Origin of the sequence: Herbiconiux sp. 11R-BC (genome assembly GCF_049472555.1) — a bacterium.
Lineage (GTDB): Bacteria > Actinomycetota > Actinomycetes > Actinomycetales > Microbacteriaceae > Herbiconiux.
In genome coordinates this window covers 991,795-1,008,938 of sequence record NZ_JBCEBO010000001.1, presented here as the reverse complement: position 1 = coordinate 1,008,938, position 17,144 = coordinate 991,795, and the positions used below count along the sequence as shown (strand labels likewise).

Here is a 17,144-nt window from a genome sequence, read left to right as displayed (position 1 = left end):
CCGAGCCCCTCGGGCGCCGGCTCCGAGCCACCGAAACGACGGAGATTCGCGCGTCCGAAGGGCTGAGGCTCCGTCGTTTCCGCGGTGTGGCGCGAGGCTCCGTCGTTTCGGCACCGGGATGCCCCGGATGCCAGGCCCGGGTGGGCCGGATGCTCAGCCCAGGTGCGCGGCGACGGCCGGCGCGCCGTCGTGCGGCTGCGGCAGCAGTTCGTCCTTCTTGCCCCGGATGAGGAACACGGCGATCAGCGACGCCACCACCAGGGCGACGGCGGCCGCGAGGAACACGGCCGCGTAGCCGTCGGTCAGTGCCTGCAGCTGGGGACTGCCCGAGGCGAGCGAACCGTCGAGCGCCCCGACGTAGACGACGGTGAACACCGAGAGGCCGATCGATCCGCCGATCTGCATCGCCGAGTTGACGGTGGCGGATGCGGCGCCCGCGTCATGCGCGGCGACTCCCGTGAGGGCCAGGTTCTGCAGCGGCACGAAGATCATCGCGAGCCCGATGCCGAGGAGCGCGAGGGCGGGCAGAACCTGCGTCCAGTAGGAGCCGTCGGGGGTGATGAAGCCGAGGTAGAGCATCCCGCCCGCCGCGATCAGCGGCCCGGCGATCATGAACGGGCGCGGGCCGATCACGGGCAGGAACCGGGTGACGACGGGTACCACCAGGAGGATGACCACGGTCATCGCCACGTTCGCGAGGCCGGCGGCGAGCGGCTCCATCCCCATCACGATCTGGAAGTGGAAGGTGAGGTAGAGCGTCGCGCCGATGAGCACGCTGCCGACGATGGCCTGGATCAGGAACGCGCCGCCGCGCACCCGGTCCAGCACCACGCGCAGCGGCAGCAGCGGCTGGGCCACCCGGGTCTCGATCCACACGAAGGCCACCAGCAGTGCCGCGCCGAGCGCCAGGAAGCCGATGGTGCCGAGGGAGGCCCAGCCCTCCTCGGCGAGGCTGAAGCCGTACACCAGCGAGCCGAGCCCGAGCGTGACGGTGACGGCGCCCCACACGTCGTAGTGGTTGTCGCCCGAGGCCTTGCTCTCGGTGAGCAGCAGGATGCCGCCGATGAGGCCGACCACCACGAAGAACACGTTCACCAGAAGGCACCAGCGCCAGCTGGCGAACTCCGTCAGCACGCCGCCGAGCACGAGGCCGACCGCCGCGCCACCGCCGCCGATGGTGCCGAACACGGCGAACGCGGTGTTGCGGTCGCGGCCGGAGGCGAAGGTGATGGTGAGCAGCGCCAGGGCCGCCGGGGCGAGCAGGGCGGCGAACAGGCCCTGGAAGCCGCGGGCGATCACGAGTTCGAGCCCGCTCTGCGAGAGCCCGCCGAACACCGAGGCCACGCCGAAGCCCACCATGCCCACGAGGAAGGTGCGCTTGCGCCCCCAGTAGTCGGCCACCCGCCCGCCGAGCAGCAGCAGCGCGCCGAACACGAGGGCGTAGGCGGTGACGACCCACTGGCGCTGGCCGTCGGTCAGGCCGAGCTCTTGCTGCGCCTGAGGAAGGGCGATGCTGACGATCGTGCCGTCGAGCACCACCACGAGCTGGGTGAGGGAGAGGACGGCGAGCACCCACCAACGGCGGGTTCCGCGCACAGTTCCGGACATGAAGAAACCTCCAGGCTTCTCGAGAGAATGCTGGAGGTTTCAAGCCTCGGACCGGTCATCCGTGCGGATGTCGGCCTCCCCGAGCCACGTGGCTGGTCAGACCACCAGGTTACAGGACGCTAGAAGAGCGTGGCGTCGCTCGGGGCCGGGACGGCTTCCGGCGTCGCATCGGATGCGGCGGACGGGATGCGCGCATCCGGCGCCGCGGGCGCCCCGGGGAAGCCGGGCCCGGTGTCGGGGGTGCGGCCGCGCTGATAGGCCTCGGCCGCTCCGCGTGCCCGGATGTCGGCGGCCTCGTTGAGCTCGTGCCCCACGTGTCCCTTCACCCACTCGAAGGTGTACCGGCGGCCGCGGATGGCCTCGTCGATCTCCTTGATGAGGTCGAGGTTCATCACCGGCTTGCCGTCGCCCTTGCGCCAGCCCTTGCGCTTCCAGCCCGGCATCCATTTCGTCACCGTGTTGATGACGTACTGCGAGTCGCAGAGGATGTGGAGATCGTCGTCGACGTGCGCCGTCGCGCGGAACAGCTCGAGCACCGCCTTCAGCTCGCCCATGTTGTTGGTGCCGTGCGGCCAGCCGCCGGCGGCCCAGGTGCGGTCGTCGATGTACCAGGCCCAGCCGGCCGGGCCGGGGTTGCCGAGCGCGGAGCCGTCGGCGGAAGCGGTGATGGTCATGGCTTCCCAGGGTAGCCGCGATGGCGGGGCGGGGTGCGCGCCGGGTGCGCATCCGGTGGCCGACGCCCGCGGCGGCGGATGCGCATCCGGTCGCCGCGGGCCAGAATGGCGAGCGGGGCGCCGCCGTGCGACCCAGGAGGAGACGATCATGATCGACACCACCAAGGGCTTCACTCTCACGCGCGAGCTGGATGCGACCCCGGACGCCATCTGGTCGGCGTGGACCGAACCCGACCAGGTCGCCGCCTGGTGGCACGGCCGGGGCGGCACCACCCCCCGGGAATCGGTGCACCTCGACGTGCGCGCCGGCGGCGAGTACTCGTACACGATGGTGGACGGGATCAGCGGCGAGGCCGTGGTGACCGCCGGGGTCTACCGCGAGATCGAGCCCGGCGAGAGGCTCGTGTTCAGCTGGGGACTCCCGGATGCGCCCGACGACGACCGCCCGGTCGTCACCGTGACCATCACCCCGCTCGGCGAGCTCACGCGCCTCTCTGTCGAGCTGCGCGGGGTCGACGGCGTCGCGGGCGACGGCTTCTACTACGACGGCTGGGCGAGCGTGCTCGACGAGCTGGTGCAGCACCTCGGCCAGATGGAGGTGTTCGGCTAGGCCAGGAGAGCCCAATGAGCCCGGTGGCCCCGGCTCCGGAGCCCCCGCGCCCAGCTCGGGGGCATTCCGCGCGGTGACGCGAGAAGCTACGCTCGGTCTCGCGCGTCCGAGCCTGGAGGCGCTCCCCGCAACGCCCCGCGGGGTTCGGCCACCCGACCGAAACGGACCGCAGCGATGCCCGGACTCTCCCGACGGCAGTTCCTGTTGCACGCCGCCGCCCTCGCAGCCGCCACGGGGCTGAGCGCCGAGATGCTGACGCCGCGCCTGGCGGCCGCGGCGGCCGCGAGCGGCGGTGCCGGCGCATCCGGAGCCCTCCGTGCGGCCCGCGCTGCAGGCGCGACCCTCGGCGACGTGCCCACCACCCTGCTGCAGACCATCCGCCAGGGCACCGTCACCACCGGCAGTTACCGGGCGCTCACCACCGGGCCCGGCGAGCCCTACATCCCGCGCCTCGACGTGCTGGGCGTCGCGCCGCACCCGGCCCGCACGCAGACCCGCCGCTCGCTGCTCTATCTCGGCCACCTCTCCGACCTGCACGTGATCGATGCGCAGTCGCCCGGCCGCATCGAACCGATGATCGAGCAGAACCACTCGGCCTGGGGCTCGGCCTTCCATCCGCACGACCCGCTCAGCCCGCACGCCACCGCCGCGATGGTGCAGTCGTTCGCGGATGCCCGCTACAGCCCGCTCACGGGAGCCCCGATGGGCGCGGCGATCGTCACGGGCGACAGCGCCGACATGCACTCGCACCTCGAGCTGCGCTGGTACATCGACCTCATGGACGGCCTCGCGGTCGATCCCGCGACCGCCGGCCGGGGCGCGGGTTACCAAGGCGTGCAGGCCTGGTCCGAAGCGACCTGGGCCTACCGCCCGGGCGACCCCGGCGGCGGTCCCTTCGGCGACTACGGCTTCCCGCGCCTGCCCGAGCTGCTCGCCCAGGCCATCGCTCAGCCGGTGGAGTCACCCGGCCTCCCCGCCCCCTGGTACGCCGTGTACGGCAACCACGACACGCTGCTGCTCGGCACCTTCGACCTCAGCCCGCAGCTGCACGCCCTCGCGGTGGGCGGCCAGAAGTCGTACAGTCTCGACGGCACGGCCGGCGGCATCCTGGGCGGCTACGCGGCCAGTGGCGGAGCGTTCCCGCAGGCGATGGATGCGCTCGGCATCGCCCTCGGAATCGGCCGGCCGGGGTTCAAGGCGGTTCCGTCGAACCCCGAGCGCTTCCTCTTCGAGCAGCGCGACTTCATGGCCGAGCACTTCGTGACCGAGCCCACCCCGGGCCCCGTGGGCCACGGCTTCACGCAGCACAACCTCGACTCCGGCGAGACCTGGTGGAAGGCCGAGCTCAGCCCGGACATCGTCGGTCTCGGTCTCGACACCTGCAACCAGGTCGCCGGGCCCGACGGCGCCGTGCCCGACGTGCAGTTCCGCTGGCTCGAGGCGCAGCTGCAGCAGGCGACGGCCGACAAGAAGCTCGCGCTCGTGTTCAGCCACCACAACAGCCTCACCCTCGAGAACCGCGCGCAGCGGCCGGGAGCCACCGAGGTGCTGCACGGCGCCGAGGAGTTCGTCGACCTGCTGCTGCGCTACCCGGTGGCGATCGGCTGGCTGAACGGGCACACGCACCTCAACCAGATCCTCGCGCACACGAGGCCCGGCGGGGGCTTCTGGGAGATCACCACGGCATCCTGCATCGACTTCCCCCAGCAGCAGCAGGTGGTCGAGGTCGTCGACAACCGCGACGGCACCCTCTCGCTGTTCACCACAGTGCTCGACCACGCCTCGCCGGCCGTGCCGGGCACGAGCGGCAGCCGCTCCGACCTCGCCTCGCGCAGCCGCGAGTTCGCCGCCAACGACTGGGCGGAGACGCCGATGATGCGCCGCGGCTCGCCGCTGGACCGCAACACCGAGCTGCTGCTGCCGGCGCCGTTCGACCTCTCGAGCATCACGGATGCCTCGCTCGAAGCCCAGCGCATGACCGAACAGGCGCGTCTCACGGCCTACGAGACGGCGAGGGGCCTGTGAGCGCCCGGGCGCGGGTGGCTGCGGCGGCCCGGGTGGCGGCGGCCGTGCTGATGGTCGGTGCCGCCGGGATGCTCGCGGGCTGCTCGCAGGTGGCGGCCCTCGCGCCCGTGGGCGGCAACCACGAGACCGAGGTGCGCTACGCGGCCATCGACGTACTGACGACCGCGGATGTCTCCGTGCTCACCGCGCCGGTCTGCGCGACCGCCGCCGGCGCGGTGACCTGCAGCGGCACGACCGTCTCGGGCGAGACCGTCACGGTCGTCTCCCCGGCCGACGACCCGGTGGTGCTGACCGTCACTGTGGGCGAGAAGCAGCTCTACTCCGGATCGATCATGGACGTGCTCGACGCGGCGGCGAGGTCCACCTCGTGAGCGCGGAGCGCGCCGGTGACCGGATGCCGGTGCCGGGCCGGGTCGGCGGAGTCCGCGTGGTGGGCCGCAGCTGGCGCGTCACGGTGCCGGTCGTCGTCGGCAACGCGCTCGTGCAGGCGGCCACCGCCTGGCCGTTCCTCACGCCCGGATTCGCCCCGGGGTTCCTGGCGCTCGTTCTCGTGTCGTTCGCGGCGCTCGCCGCCGGGGCCGCGCTCGTGGCCGCCGCGTGCACCGCCGTGACCGAGCCCCGAACGCGATTCCGGATGCCGGGGCTGCGCCTGTGGGTCACCGCTGCGGCGGCGGTGCTCGCGATCGGGCTCTCGGCGGTGGTCGCCGCACCGCTGTTCGTGCTCACCACGAGCGCCGCCTTCGTGGTGCTGCCCTCGGTGGCAGGCGGGGCACGCGCCTTCTCCGGGTTCCGGGCGTTCGCCCGGGCGCCGTTGCGCGCGATCGGGCTCGCGCTGCTCACCGTGCTGGTGCTGCTCGTGCTCTGGCTCGGCGGCCTGCTCTCGGGCTTCTTCATCACCGGCGCCGCATCCGCCCTGCTCAGCTGGCTCGGGTTCGGTGTGGCCGGTGTGCTGCTGCTCGGCGGCTGGACCGCCTTGCTGCGCCGGACGCTCGGCTAGCGAGCGCCCGGCTGCAGGTGGGGGGAGGCCGCGCCGAGGCGGCCGGCCCCTCAGGCCCTCAGAACGAGCACGGTGTCAGCGCCGCGACCGCCGGACTGAGCGAAGCGGGGCCGCCGATGAGCGTGACGTTGCTCGTTCCGTTCGTCGCGATGAGCGAGAGCACCCCGCGCGGAACGCAGTCGCCCGGCACCACGAACATCGGCGAGATCGTCTTGGCCGCCAGTACTCCGCCCGCGAGCGCATCGGGGAAGTTCGCCCCCGTGACGAGGTAGACGGTGGAGTAGTTGGTGGCGAAGGCCGTGGCGAGGTTCAATGACACCTCGTAGCGGTTCGCGCCCGAGACCCTCGGCACCCAGCCGTCCGGGAGGAGCGTGTTCAGCACTCCGTCGGAGACCGAGAGCGGGCCGCCCACGACCGTGGCGACGTGCACGCCCAGGCCGTGCAAGAGCGTGCGGGTGGCGGAGTCGGCGGCCGGAGCGGCACCGTCGACGAGGATCACGGGAAGGGAGTTCGCTCCCGCGACGGCTCCGACCGCGAGGGCGTCGGGGAAGTCCCGGCCGGTCGCGATCCCAGCGCCGTAGGCGCCTGCCCCGAAGGCGTCGGCCACGACCTCGCGGCTGACCGCGTAGCGGTCGGCCCCCCAGATGCGGGAGACCGTCGCGCGCGGGACGAGGGCGTGCACGGTGGCGAGCACCGCATCCGACACCGTCGCGGGGCCACCGACGACCTTGACCACGCGGGGATCGAGACGGATGAGTGACGCCGCCACCGAGGCGGGCACCGAGTCCGGAGCCACGAGGAGCAGCGGAGCGGAGCTCGCGACGGCGGCCGGACCGGCGCTCAAGGCGTCGGGGAAGGTGGCGCCGGAGGCGAGGTAGACCGTGTTCGACGACCCGGGGCTCACCCGCCGCGCGAGCTCGGCGGCGAGGTCGTAGCGGTCGGCGGCGGTGATGCGCGACACCGTCGGGCCGGGTCCGGCGTCGCTCGTCGGCGGTGTGTCGGTCGGTCCCGGCGTGCCCGTGGGCGACGGATCGCTCGGGGGCGCGCCCCCATCCGCGTGCAGGGCCATGGCGGCGGTCCCGCCTCCCAGCAAGCTCGAGGCCGCCAGGGCCGCAGCGAGGAGCGCGACCACCCCCGCACGCGCCCTTCGCCGCCGCCGAGCGGTTTGACGGCACGTTGAAGACTTCGATTGAACACCCATGATCGACTCGATCCCCATCCAGCGCCCTCTGCCTCAGCAGCCCCTGACCCTGATGGCTCGACCATATCGACGGCTGTCCATTAAGTCGAGGAATCCTCGACCCCCCTTTGTGGGGTCAGCGCCACGGAGTCCGGCGCCGGAGCGGGGGCCGCGATCGAGCACGAATGGAGAAGCGCCGTCGCGAGGCGCCGCCTAGCGTTGCCGTCATGACCTCCATCAGCTCCATCTCCTCCGTCACGCTCGACGTGGCCGACCTCCCCGAGGCCGAGTCGTTCTACTCCGCCGCCTTCGGTCTCGGTGACCGGCTGCGGTTGCGGGCATCGGATGCGCCGAGCACCGGATTCCGCGGCTTCACCCTCTCGCTGCTGGTCGCCCAGCCCGCCACCGCGGCCGCCTTCCTCGACGCGGCGCTCGCCGCGGGAGCCACCGAGATCAAACCGGCGAAGAAGTCGCTCTGGGGCTTCGGGGGAACCGTTCAGGCCCCCGACGGCACCCTCTGGAAGGTGGCCACCTCGGCCAAGAAGGACTCGGGGCCTGCCACGCGCGAGATCGACGCCCTCGTGCTGCTGATCGCCGCCGCCGACGTCGCGGCCAGCAAGCGCTTCTATGCCGACCGCGGCCTCGCCGTGGGCAAGAGCTTCGGCAAGTACGTGGAGTTCGCCCTGCCGTCGAGCCCGGTGGGATTCGGCCTCTACAGCCGTAGCGCCCTGGCGAAGGATGCGGGAGTCGCCCCCGAGGGCAGCGGCTCGCACCGCCTCGCGGTGAACAGCGATGCGGGTGCCTTCACCGATCCCGACGGCTTCGCCTGGGAGGCCGTGGCCGCAGCGACGGGCGCGGGCGCGGACTCGGCGGCCGCGGCCTGAACCCCGTTCGCGCCGATGCGCGGCTCAGGCGCTGAGACGCTCCAGCAGCAGCACCGCGTCATCGAGCGTGCCGTGCCCGCCGTCGGGACCGACGCCCTCCCGGGAGCGCACCTCGCTCGCGAGCACACGCCACTGGGCGGGGTCGAGTCCGAGCGCCTCGTGCACCTCGGCGGGAGTGGGGAGGTGCTCGTCGTGGTGGTGCTCGGCGTTCGCCCACGGCGGGGGAGCCGCGTGCCCCACGATGAGCAGTGCGCCGCCGGGGGCGACGGCCGTCGCGGCGCGCTGCAGCACCGACTCGCGGGCGAAGCCGATCTGCGCCGGTGCGTGCAGGAAGCACGCCGACACGAGTTCGTAGAGCCCGTCGGGCTGCCAGTCGGTGAGATCCGCCTGGACCCAGCGGATGCTCCCCTCGGCGATCCCCCGCGCGGCGGCGGCTCCGGCGGCGCGGGCGAGCGCCGTCGCCGAGAGGTCGATGCCGGTGACCTGCCAGCCCTGCTCGGCGAGCCAGATCGAGTCGCCGCCCTCCCCGCTGCCGAGGTCGAGCGCCCGGCCGGGCGCGAGCGTGCGGGCGACATCGGTGAGCACCTGGTTCGCGCGGCCGCTCCAGAGCTGCGGGCGTTCCTGGTAGAGGGTCTCCCAGAACTCCACCGCGTGGGTGGGTGCGTCGGCGGGTGCGGACTCGGGCGAGGGATGCGGGTGCTCGGTCATGCCTCCAGCCTGGAGCGCGCCGCGCCACAGCACAAACGCGTGCCGAATCGGCACGTTCCCGACTTCCACGATTGAGGACGGAATCCGACCTCGATCGGCGCGAGCCTGTCTGCGCAGCCGGTGATCGCCGGTGGAGGCGGCCAGAAGGCCGGCCCGCGCATCCGTTCTCCAACGAGGAGTCGTCATGACCGTCCGTGCCACCACCCACCTCAACTTCCGCGGCGAGGCCCGCGCCGCCCTCGAGTTCTACCAGTCGGTCTTCGGCGGAGAGCTCACCGTGTTCACCTACCAGGACTTCGGTGCCGTCGAGGTTCCGGAGGAAGCCGGCAACGTCATCTGGGGGCAGGTTGCGGTGGCGAACGGCTTCCGCGTGATGGCGTTCGACGTGCCGGGCTCGAAGGAGTGGAACCCCGGCGTGAACCCGTTCTACCTCTCGTTGCGAGGCACCGAGTCCGGGGAGATCGCCGCGCAGTGGGAGAAGTTGAGCGAGGACGCCGAGGTGCTTCAGCCGCTCGGTCCGGCGCCGTGGGCGCCCGTCTACGGCATGCTGAAGGACCGATTCGGGGTGACCTGGGTGGTCGACGTCGAGGTGCCGTACGGGGAGTGACCGTCGCGCCTCAGGCGGGCAGCGGGGCGATGCGCTCGATGATCTTCGTGAGCCGGGTGTGGAGCTCGGTGAGCTCGTCGAGGTCGACGCCGAGTGCCGCCACCACCTGGGGCGGCACCTGCTCGGCACTGGCCCGCAGTGCCCGCCCCTCGGGCGTGAGCGTGACCGCGAGCTGGCGTTCGTCGCCCGCTGCGCGCTGCCGGGTCACGAGGCCGGCCGCCTCGAGCCGCTTCACGAGCGGGGAGAGCGTGGCCGGCTCGAGGCGCAGCACCTCGGCGAGCTCGGTGAGCGAGCGCGGGTCGCGCTCCCAGAGGGCGAGCATCACCAGGTACTGCGGATGCGTGAGGCCCATCGGCTCGAGGATCGGCTTGTAGGCGCCGATCACCGAGCGCGAGGCCACCGCGAGCGCGAAGCAGAGCTGGCGGTCGAGGGCGAGCAGGTCGTCGTGCTGTGCGGGTGCCCTGGTCTCCATATTGCTTAGTATACTAATCGTTATGGCACGAAACAAACGGCCCGACCCGATGAACCCCTTCGACGGCAAACCCGGCTTCTACAACGGGTTCAACCGTTTCATCTACCGCTTCACGGGACCTGCCCAGATCGGCGCCGGGCATCCGGAAGCCCCGTATACGCCGCCCGCCGATCCGCGCTGCCCGCTCTGCGGCCGCAGCATGGCGCTGCACGACATCGACCGTTCGGGCGAGCGCACGCAGCTGCACTGCCCGGCGCCCGCCTGAACCGCGCCCGCCACTCGCCCACGGCGGTGACGGCGGTGACGGCGGCCCGGACGGCGGCGGTGGCAGACTGAGCCCATGACCGGCACCGCGCCCACCGCCACGCTCGAGGGCTGGGCGCGCACGCCGTTCAGCGCCGGCGAGCTCGTCTTCGACTGCTTCGAGAAGGGGTCGGGCCCGGGAGTGGTGCTCATCCCGGAGCTGCCCGGCATCACGCCCGAGGTGCTGGGGCTCGCCGAGCATCTCGTCGACGAGGGGTTCACCGTGGTGGTTCCCTCCCCGTTCGGCACCCCCGGCAAGCCGCAGACCCCGGGGTACACCCTTCGCGCGGTGGCGCGCATCTGCGTGAGCGCCGAGTTCCGCGCCTTCGCCGTGAACGCCCATCGGCCGATCACCGTCGCGCTGCGGGCCGTCGCCGCCGAGCTCGCCGCGCGCACGCCGGGCACCGGCGTCGGAGTCATCGGCATGTGCTTCACCGGCGGCTTCGCCCTCGCCGCCGCGGTCGACTCCACGGTGCTCGCCTCGGTGGTCAGCCAGCCGGCCGCCCCCTTCCCGCTCGGGCGGGCACGCCAGCGCGACCCCGGGCTCTCCCGTGAGGAGCTCGACCGGGTCGCCGAGCGCGCATCCGGTGAGGGATTCTGCGCCCTCGGCCTGCGCTTCTCCGACGACGCCAACTCGCCGCGCCCGCGTTTCGACGCCCTGAAGGCCCGGCTCGGCGACGCCTTCGAGGTGATCGAGCTCGACTCCTCACCCGGCAACCCCGGCGGATTCTCCCGCCGTGCGCACTCGGTGCTCACGAGCGAGGTGCGGGAGGTTCCGGGGCACCCGGCCCTCGCCGCCCGGCAGCGCACCGTCGAGTTCCTGCGAACTCGGCTCTCTCCGAGCTGAGCCCGGATGCGGGCTGCCGACAAGCTGAGACGGCTCCGAGGCGACCCCGAGGATCGCCTCGCCGTCGCCGCTCCCGCCGTGACCTTCCCTCTGCCGGGCTTCCACCCGAACCCGGTGTTCGACCCCGTCGTGTTCGGCGCCGCGCCGCTCGGCTCCGAGGCACCCGGGTTCATCATCGCCGTCGATAGCATCGGAGGGATGCCCGGTCACGCTCCGCGTGGGTCGCGCGGGCACCACTGCCGAACACACCGAGGGGGACATCGATGGGCGACGCCGGATCCGGCCTGCCGAACCGTGCACAGGATGCGCGCCGAGGGCGCGGGGCGGCACCGGTGCTGCGGGCCTCGCGGCTCGGCGCCGGTGTCATGGCGGCCGTGTTCGCGGCGATGCTGCTGGCCCCGGCCGCCGCGCAGGCCGAGCCGGCGGCTGCGGCGGATGCCTCGGCCGACGCGTCGGCGGAGAGCGGCAGCAGCGTCGAGACCGTCGGGCTCTCCGACCGGCTGGAGGCTCTCACCGCCCTGCCGGCGGGTACCGACCTGACCGCGCCGTCGACCGCCGGCGAGCTGGGCCTCGCCGACACGGGTGCGGGCAGCCTGCAGGTGGATCGTGGGGCGGTGGCCGTCTCGATCCTGTACCGGGTGCGGCCGAGCGCCGCCGATTTCGCCGCCCTCGCCGCGCTCGGCACCGTGGAGGCGAGCTCGGCCGAGCTCGCCCGCGCGAGCGCCTTCGTCCCGCCGGCGAACCTGGCCGCGGTCGCGGCGCTGCCGGGGGTGGCCTCGGTGACCGAGGCGCTGAGGCCCGGCGACTCCGGGGTGGTGGGGAGCGCCGGCGCGGCATCCGCGGAGCTCGGGGCCATCGCGACGGCCGCATCCTGCCGGGCCGTCGAGGCCGTCGGCGCCACCGCGCTGAACGCCGAGCTCGCCGGCGCGCTGCACGGCGTCGACGGCACCGGCGTGACGGTCGGCATCATCTCCGACTCCTTCGCCTCGAGCAACAGGGCCGCCTCGACCCCGGCGCAGGACGTGGCCGCGGGCCTGCTGCCCGGGCCCGGGAATCCCTGCGGCTACGAGCATCCGGTGTCCGTGCTGACCGACGCGACACCCGGCACGCGGAGCGACGAGGGCCGTGCGATGGCGCAGGTGGTGCACAGCGTCGCGCCCGGCGCCGCGCTCGCCTTCGCCAGCTACGGCATCGACGAGCTCACCATGCACGACGCCGTGCTCGCGCTCGCCGCCGCCGGCGCCACCGTGATCGTCGACGACGTCTTCCTCTTCGGCGAGCCCTTCTACCAGCCGGGCGCCGTGGGCGTCGCGGTCGAGCAGGTCGCCCGTCAGGGCGTCAGCTACCTCACGAGCGCCGGCAACTACAACGATGTCGGGGAGGCCGGGTACCCGAGCGCCGGCTATCCGGTGAACGGCTGGGCGACGGATGCCTACCGCCCCACCACCTGCCCCGCCGAGGTGCTGGCGCGGCTCGCCGCGGACGGCCCCGGCCCCTACGACTGCATGGACTTCTCGCAGGGCGGATCGCCCGACGCGACCGACACGCTCACGCTCCCGGTGTCGACCAGCCCGCAGAGCTACTCGGTGCAGTGGGCGGAGCCCGTGGGCGCCACCCAGGGAACCTTCGCCCTGGCTCTCACCGACCCCGACGGCGACACCAGTGTGCTGCGCGACGGCACCGCGAACCTGCCCGTGCTGACGGGCGCCGTGCAGTTGTCGGATGCGGGCGACTACGCCTTCTCGATCGTGCGCGACCTGTCGGCCGGCCCGCAGGCGGCGGTGACGCCGGCCCTCACCTGGCTCTGGTCATACACCGACATCGTCGCGGCGGAGTACTTCGGGGTGACCGCGCACGACCGGGTGGGCAGCACGATCGCCGGCCACGGCGGTCTCGCCGCCGCCATCTCGGTCGCGGCCGTGCCCTCGGACGCGCCGGGCACGGTCGAGGACTTCAGCTCGCTCGGTCCGGCGACCCAGTACTTCGGCTACGACCCCGCCGTCTCCGCGGCGGCCCAGCCCCTGCCCGGTCCGGTGCAGCGCGCCAAGCCCGACCTGGCCGGCGCCGACCGCATCCTCACGAACTTCTTCAGCCCGAGCCGTCCGGTCGACGGGCGCCCCGGGGTGCACTCCTTCTGGGGCACCTCGGCGGCGGCGCCCACGGTGGCGGGCGTGGTGGCGCTCGGCCGGCAGTACTCGCCGGCGACGACGGCCGAGCAGCTGCGGCGGACGCTCACCGCCACGGCGGCGGAGGTGTCGAGCGGGTTCCCGGTGGTGGAGGCGGCGGATGCGGCCGGGGCCGGGCGGGTGGATGCTACGGCGTTCCTCGCCGCACTCCCGGCACCGGCTCCTGCGCCCGGGCCGGTTCCCGCGGTGGTGCCGGCCGGCGGTGGGGCGCAGCTCGCGGCGACCGGTCTCGGCCTGCCGCTCAGCGCATCCGTGGCCCTCGCGGGACTGCTCACGCTCGCCCTCGGCGCTGCCCTGCTGCGACGGGGGAGGCGACCGGCAGAGGGGCGCAGCCCGGCCCTGCGGCGCCCGCGGTCTCATCCCTTCGGCTGAATCCGGCTGCGGGGCCTGGGCCCCGGCGTGCCCGAGCGCATAGCGTGTCGGCATGTCGTCACTCACGGAGCGCCTCAACCTGTTCATCGAGCCGGTGATCGGCGTCGTCTTCCTTCTGCTCTGGATCAACGCCGAGGTCGGCCGCACGCACGAACCGGGGTTCTTCATCGGCCTCGGCCTGTATGCCGTCGCGATCGCCGTCTGCCGCCTGCTGCCGGTGGTGTCGCTAGCGATCATCGGGGGAGTGCCGCTGCTGCAGCTCGCCGGCGTGCTCTCGGCGCCCGAGTCCACCACCTGGCCGATCTACGAAGCGGCGCTCGTCGTCGGGTTCGTCGTCGCGCTCAGCGCGACATCGCGCATTCGCTGGGCTGCACTGGCCGTGGGTGCCGTGCAGGCGGTGACCGTCGGGATCGTGCTCGTCTGGGTCGGGGACTGGGCGAGCTGGACCGGAGGGATGTCGCTCCTCCTTCTCGGCGTTCCGCTCGGCGCAGCGCAGCTCGCCATCGGCCTCATGGTCCTCGGCGGAGTGCTCTATCTCCTGGCCTGGGGCGCGGGGGCGGCCTTGCATGCCGGCAGCCGCCGGCGCGCGGAGCGGCAGGCGCTCGCCGAGGCCGAGGCGGCCCTCGTCGCCGCGGACTTCGAACTGCGGAGCGTCAGGGAGCGCAGCGAGCTGGCCCAGGAGGTGCACGACGTGCTGGCCCACTCGCTCACCGTGGTGGTGGCCGTGGCCGACGGCTCGCGCTACCTGCGCGCCTCCGGGGCAGCGGCGCTGGAGCCCTCCGAGCCGGGCGAGCTCCCGGAGCAGGACGCCATCCCGGAGGCGGATGCCGTCCCGGAGCAGACCGACGAAGCACTGCGCCGCATCGCCGACACGGCGCGGTCGGCGCTCACCGACCTGCGGGGCCTGCTCGAAGGCCTGCACGACGACGGCACCCGGCCGCAGCCGGGGCTCGCCGAGGTCGACGCGCTCGTCGAACGGGTGTCGCTCACCGGGATGACCGTGCAGCTCGAGCGCCTCGGCGAGCCGGGGATGCTCACCCCGGCCCAGGAGCTGAGCGTCTACCGGATCGTGCAGGAGAGCCTCACGAACGCGCTCAAGCACGGCGGCAGCCGGCCGGCGGCGTCGGTGTCGCTCGCCTGGGGCGGCGACGGGCTCGTGCTCACGGTGACGAGCGCGGCGTGCGCGGTGCCGGAGGCGGGGGCGGCGGCGACGGCGGGACGCACCTTCGGCATCCGGGGCATGACCGACCGTGCGCGGCTCGCGGGTGGCTGGCTCACCGCCGCGCGCGACGAGGAGGAGGGCGTCTTCGTGGTGACGGCATCCATCCCCTTCTACGAGGCCGCCGAGCGGCGAGCCGCCGGAGTGGCCGCATGAGCGCCGCCCGGGCGTCCGCGGCCGGTGGGGCGGAGCTCGCGGCCGAGGATCGGCGCATCCGCGTGGTGGTGGTCGACGACCAGGAGCTGTTCGTCTACGGCCTGCGCATGCTCATCGACTCGCAGCGCGACCTCGACCTCGTCGGCACCGCCGGCGACGGCGCTGCGGCGGTCGATCTCGTGCGGCGCACGCGCCCGGATGTGGTGCTGATGGACATCCGGATGCCCGGCACGAACGGCATCGAGGCGACCCGCCTGATCGTGGGCGAGCGCGATCCGGATGCCGCCGGTGCCGGTGCCGGTGCCGGTGCTGGTGCCGACGGCGTCGGCGGCGACCCGAGCGCTGCGCCGGCACCGCAGGTCGTCGTTCTGACCACCTTCCAGCAGGAGGAGGCGGTGTTCCAGGCGATGCGCCACGGGGCGAGCGCCTTCGTCACCAAGGACGTGACGCCCGAGGTGCTGCTCGACACGATCCGCGCGGTGCACGCGGGCGACGCCCCGCCCGTTCCCGTCGGGACCGTGGTGCGGGAGTTCGCGCGGCCGGCCGGCGGGGCCGATGTCCCCGATGCTCTGGCGGCCCTGTCACCGCGCGAGCGGGACGTGTTCCTGCTCGCGGCCACGGGGATGCGCAACAGCGAGATCGCGCGCGCCGCGTTCGTGAGCGAGGCCACGGTGAAGTCGCACGTCCGCGCCGTGCTGCACAAGCTCGGGCTGCAGAGCCGGGCCCAGATCGTGGTGCACGCCTACGAGAACAGGCTGCTCCGGCGCTGAGCACGGCAGGCGACCGGGATCCGCCCGCTCGTCATGCAGAGCCACGCCGGCTCACCAGCCGGTGGGCCCCGCGCTCCCGGCCGAATACTCCTCGAGCGGGGTCTCGCCGGCGGCCCAGGCCGAGAGGATCGGCGTCACGATGCGCCAGCACTGCTCGGCCACGTCGCCGGGCACCGAGGGCAGCGTGTCGCGCTGCAGGATGCCCGCCAGCACCTGCGCGTAGGCACCGAGCTCCGGTTCGCCGGGTCGCGCCTCGAGGGGGATGCGCTCGAGGGCGTCGGGCGTGGCCGAGCCGTGCACGAGCAGGTCGAGGTCGACGTCGCCGTTCTTCAGCGAGATGCGCAGCACCGTGCCGCCCGGGCTGTCGGCCGGTGCGGCGATGCCCGCGGGCGGTGACGCGGCGCGGAAGTGCAGGGCGACCTCGGCCCGCGGGCTGCCGATCGCCTTGCCCGAGCGCAGCACGAACGGAACGCCCTCCCAGCGGGGGACGTCGACCTGCAGCAGCACCTGCGCGAGGGTCTCCGTGCCGCGTGCGCCGTCGACATCGGGCTCGTCGGCATACGACGGGAAGAAGCGATCGTCCACGCGGCCCTCCGTGTAGCGGGCGCGTCGGGCGGTCGACGGGTCGTCGCGCCACACGCGCACCGCGCCGAGCACCTCGGCCACACGGGCGTGCACGGAGGCGGAGGTGACCGCATCCGGTCGTTCCATCGCGGTGAGCGCGAGCACCATCAGCAGGTGGCTCTGGAGCATGTCACGCAGGGCCCCGGTGTGATCGTAGAACGCGGCGCGGCCCTCGAGGCCGAGCTCCTCGTCGTAGACGATCTCGACCTTCTCGACGGTGTCGCGGTTCCACGCCGACTCGAGCAGCGCGTTGCCGAAGCGCAGGCCGAGCATCCCGTGCACGGTGGCGTTGCCGAGGAAGTGGTCGATGCGCCAGAGGCGGCCCTCTGCGCCGCCCGACGGGGCCAGTGCCTCGGCCAGCTCCCGGTTGAGGGCTTCGGCGTCGGCCAGGTCGTCGCCGAAGGGCTTCTCGATCGCCACGAGCAGCTCGGGCGGCAACTCGATCTGCGCGAGCGCGGCGGCGACCTTGTGGCCCATCGATGGTGGCAGGGCGATGTACAGCACCGGGGAGGTGGAGCACGCGTCGAGCAGGGCCTTCAGCTCGGCCGGGTCGGAGGCGTCGGTGGGCACGAACTCGGCCGTCGACGCGAGCGTGCGCACCGTGTGTGGCGAGACCCCGGCCGCCTCGAGGCTGCGGCGCACGAGCCCCTGCCAGTCCTCACGGGACTGCGGGGTGCGGGCCGCGCCGACGAGACGCAGCTCGACGTCGCGCCCCGCGTCCACCACCTGGCCGAGCCCCGGCAGCAGCAAGCGCTCGGTGAGGTCGCCGCCGGCGCCGAGGATGGCGATGGTGTGCGCCGTCGACGGGATGCCGGCGGCGTCGGGGATTCCGGCTCGTCCGGAGGTGTCGGCGCTGCCGCCGGTGCCGGGGCCCTCGCTCACGCCGGTGCTCGTGTCGGCCG

17 protein-coding genes are annotated in these 17,144 nt (G+C 73.4%); 11 read left to right on the top strand and 6 right to left on the bottom strand.

The genetic code is table 11. From position 1 onward, the window contains the following. Positions 1–153: 153 nt before the first annotated feature. Together VD659_RS04455 and VD659_RS04450 are read right to left on the bottom strand one after the other, a co-directional pair. Positions 154–1,608 (bottom strand): MFS transporter, encoded by a 1,455-nt coding sequence (locus VD659_RS04455; protein ID WP_423259910.1) that lies wholly within the window; start codon positions 1,606–1,608, stop codon positions 154–156. Positions 1,609–1,727: 119 nt separating this feature from the next. Continuing rightward, a complete protein-coding gene (locus VD659_RS04450) occupies positions 1,728–2,282 on the bottom strand; it encodes a ribonuclease H family protein (protein ID WP_423259909.1) in 555 nt (184 codons plus the stop codon). Here VD659_RS04450 and VD659_RS04445 point away from each other — a divergent pair. The 4 genes from VD659_RS04445 to VD659_RS04430 all read left to right on the top strand — a co-directional run bounded on the left by VD659_RS04445 (position 2,281) and on the right by VD659_RS04430 (position 5,914). Further along, the gene (locus VD659_RS04445; protein WP_423259908.1) at positions 2,281–2,892 is read left to right on the top strand and encodes an SRPBCC family protein; all 612 of its coding nucleotides are present in this window, start codon (positions 2,281–2,283) and stop codon (positions 2,890–2,892) included. The genes VD659_RS04450 and VD659_RS04445 overlap by 2 nt on opposite strands. A 174-nt stretch (positions 2,893–3,066) precedes the next feature. Next, positions 3,067–4,917: a TIGR03767 family metallophosphoesterase gene (locus tag VD659_RS04440; RefSeq protein WP_423259907.1), complete on the top strand. Its 1,851-nt coding sequence runs from the start codon at positions 3,067–3,069 to the stop codon at positions 4,915–4,917. Next, positions 4,914–5,288, top strand: a complete 375-nt coding sequence (locus tag VD659_RS04435; RefSeq protein ID WP_423259906.1) for a hypothetical protein — start codon at positions 4,914–4,916, stop codon at positions 5,286–5,288. Before VD659_RS04440 ends, VD659_RS04435 begins: the two co-directional genes overlap by 4 nt. Then, positions 5,285–5,914, top strand: a complete 630-nt coding sequence (locus VD659_RS04430) for a hypothetical protein (RefSeq protein ID WP_423259905.1) — start codon at positions 5,285–5,287, stop codon at positions 5,912–5,914. Before VD659_RS04435 ends, VD659_RS04430 begins: the two co-directional genes overlap by 4 nt. Positions 5,915–5,972: 58 nt before the next feature. Here the strand turns inward: VD659_RS04430 and VD659_RS04425 are convergent, their stop codons facing one another. Continuing rightward, positions 5,973–7,046 (bottom strand): cell wall-binding repeat-containing protein, encoded by a 1,074-nt coding sequence (locus VD659_RS04425; RefSeq protein WP_423259904.1) that lies wholly within the window; start codon positions 7,044–7,046, stop codon positions 5,973–5,975. Between the two features lie 275 nt (positions 7,047–7,321). On the opposite strand from VD659_RS04425, the gene VD659_RS04420 reads away from it, so the two are divergent. Beyond that, positions 7,322–7,978, top strand: coding sequence for a glyoxalase (locus VD659_RS04420; RefSeq protein ID WP_423259903.1), 657 nt, complete (start codon positions 7,322–7,324; stop codon positions 7,976–7,978). A 24-nt stretch (positions 7,979–8,002) separates the two neighbouring features. Here the strand turns inward: VD659_RS04420 and VD659_RS04415 are convergent, their stop codons facing one another. Beyond that, positions 8,003–8,686 carry a class I SAM-dependent methyltransferase gene (locus VD659_RS04415; RefSeq protein WP_423259902.1) on the bottom strand — a complete coding sequence of 228 codons (684 nt, stop codon included), beginning with the start codon at positions 8,684–8,686 and terminating at the stop codon, positions 8,003–8,005. Positions 8,687–8,870: 184 nt separating this feature from the next. Here VD659_RS04415 and VD659_RS04410 point away from each other — a divergent pair, with 184 nt between their 5' ends. Next, positions 8,871–9,293: a VOC family protein gene (locus VD659_RS04410; RefSeq protein WP_423259901.1), complete on the top strand. Its 423-nt coding sequence runs from the start codon at positions 8,871–8,873 to the stop codon at positions 9,291–9,293. A 10-nt stretch (positions 9,294–9,303) separates the two neighbouring features. Here VD659_RS04410 and VD659_RS04405 read toward each other — a convergent pair whose 3' ends face one another. After that, positions 9,304–9,765 carry a MarR family winged helix-turn-helix transcriptional regulator gene (locus VD659_RS04405; RefSeq protein ID WP_423259900.1) on the bottom strand — a complete coding sequence of 154 codons (462 nt, stop codon included), beginning with the start codon at positions 9,763–9,765 and terminating at the stop codon, positions 9,304–9,306. A gap of 22 nt (positions 9,766–9,787) precedes the next feature. Here VD659_RS04405 and VD659_RS04400 point away from each other — a divergent pair, with 22 nt between their 5' ends. The 5 genes from VD659_RS04400 to VD659_RS04380 all read left to right on the top strand — a co-directional run bounded on the left by VD659_RS04400 (position 9,788) and on the right by VD659_RS04380 (position 15,618). Continuing rightward, positions 9,788–10,030 (top strand): hypothetical protein, encoded by a 243-nt coding sequence (locus tag VD659_RS04400; RefSeq protein WP_423259899.1) that lies wholly within the window; start codon positions 9,788–9,790, stop codon positions 10,028–10,030. Between the two features lie 75 nt (positions 10,031–10,105). After that, positions 10,106–10,915, top strand: coding sequence for a dienelactone hydrolase family protein (locus VD659_RS04395; protein ID WP_423259898.1), 810 nt, complete (start codon positions 10,106–10,108; stop codon positions 10,913–10,915). 263 nt (positions 10,916–11,178) lie between these two features. After that, complete coding sequence (locus VD659_RS04390) at positions 11,179–13,473, top strand: S8 family serine peptidase (protein ID WP_423259897.1); 2,295 nt, start codon at positions 11,179–11,181, stop codon at positions 13,471–13,473. A gap of 52 nt (positions 13,474–13,525) precedes the next feature. Next, positions 13,526–14,848, top strand: a complete 1,323-nt coding sequence (locus tag VD659_RS04385; protein ID WP_423259896.1) for a sensor histidine kinase — start codon at positions 13,526–13,528, stop codon at positions 14,846–14,848. Then, a complete protein-coding gene (locus VD659_RS04380) occupies positions 14,845–15,618 on the top strand; it encodes a response regulator transcription factor (protein WP_423259895.1) in 774 nt (257 codons plus the stop codon). Before VD659_RS04385 ends, VD659_RS04380 begins: the two co-directional genes overlap by 4 nt. A gap of 51 nt (positions 15,619–15,669) precedes the next feature. Here VD659_RS04380 and VD659_RS04375 read toward each other — a convergent pair whose 3' ends face one another. Then, complete coding sequence (locus VD659_RS04375) at positions 15,670–17,124, bottom strand: glucose-6-phosphate dehydrogenase (RefSeq protein ID WP_423259894.1); 1,455 nt, start codon at positions 17,122–17,124, stop codon at positions 15,670–15,672. Positions 17,125–17,144: the final 20 nt, after the last annotated feature.

Coding starts and splice junctions, on each gene's coding strand:
- VD659_RS04440 (WP_423259907.1), top strand. CDS start 3,067: ATGCCCGGACTCTCCCGACGGCAGTTCCTGTTGCACGCCGCCGCCCTC.
- VD659_RS04420 (WP_423259903.1), top strand. CDS start 7,322: ATGACCTCCATCAGCTCCATCTCCTCCGTCACGCTCGACGTGGCCGAC.
- VD659_RS04445 (WP_423259908.1), top strand. CDS start 2,281: ATGGCTTCCCAGGGTAGCCGCGATGGCGGGGCGGGGTGCGCGCCGGGT.
- VD659_RS04410 (WP_423259901.1), top strand. CDS start 8,871: ATGACCGTCCGTGCCACCACCCACCTCAACTTCCGCGGCGAGGCCCGC.
- VD659_RS04455 (WP_423259910.1), bottom strand. CDS start 1,608: ATGTCCGGAACTGTGCGCGGAACCCGCCGTTGGTGGGTGCTCGCCGTC.
- VD659_RS04395 (WP_423259898.1), top strand. CDS start 10,106: ATGACCGGCACCGCGCCCACCGCCACGCTCGAGGGCTGGGCGCGCACG.
- VD659_RS04400 (WP_423259899.1), top strand. CDS start 9,788: ATGGCACGAAACAAACGGCCCGACCCGATGAACCCCTTCGACGGCAAA.
- VD659_RS04405 (WP_423259900.1), bottom strand. CDS start 9,765: ATGGAGACCAGGGCACCCGCACAGCACGACGACCTGCTCGCCCTCGAC.
- VD659_RS04380 (WP_423259895.1), top strand. CDS start 14,845: ATGAGCGCCGCCCGGGCGTCCGCGGCCGGTGGGGCGGAGCTCGCGGCC.
- VD659_RS04450 (WP_423259909.1), bottom strand. CDS start 2,282: ATGACCATCACCGCTTCCGCCGACGGCTCCGCGCTCGGCAACCCCGGC.
- VD659_RS04385 (WP_423259896.1), top strand. CDS start 13,526: ATGTCGTCACTCACGGAGCGCCTCAACCTGTTCATCGAGCCGGTGATC.
- VD659_RS04390 (WP_423259897.1), top strand. CDS start 11,179: ATGGGCGACGCCGGATCCGGCCTGCCGAACCGTGCACAGGATGCGCGC.
- VD659_RS04415 (WP_423259902.1), bottom strand. CDS start 8,686: ATGACCGAGCACCCGCATCCCTCGCCCGAGTCCGCACCCGCCGACGCA.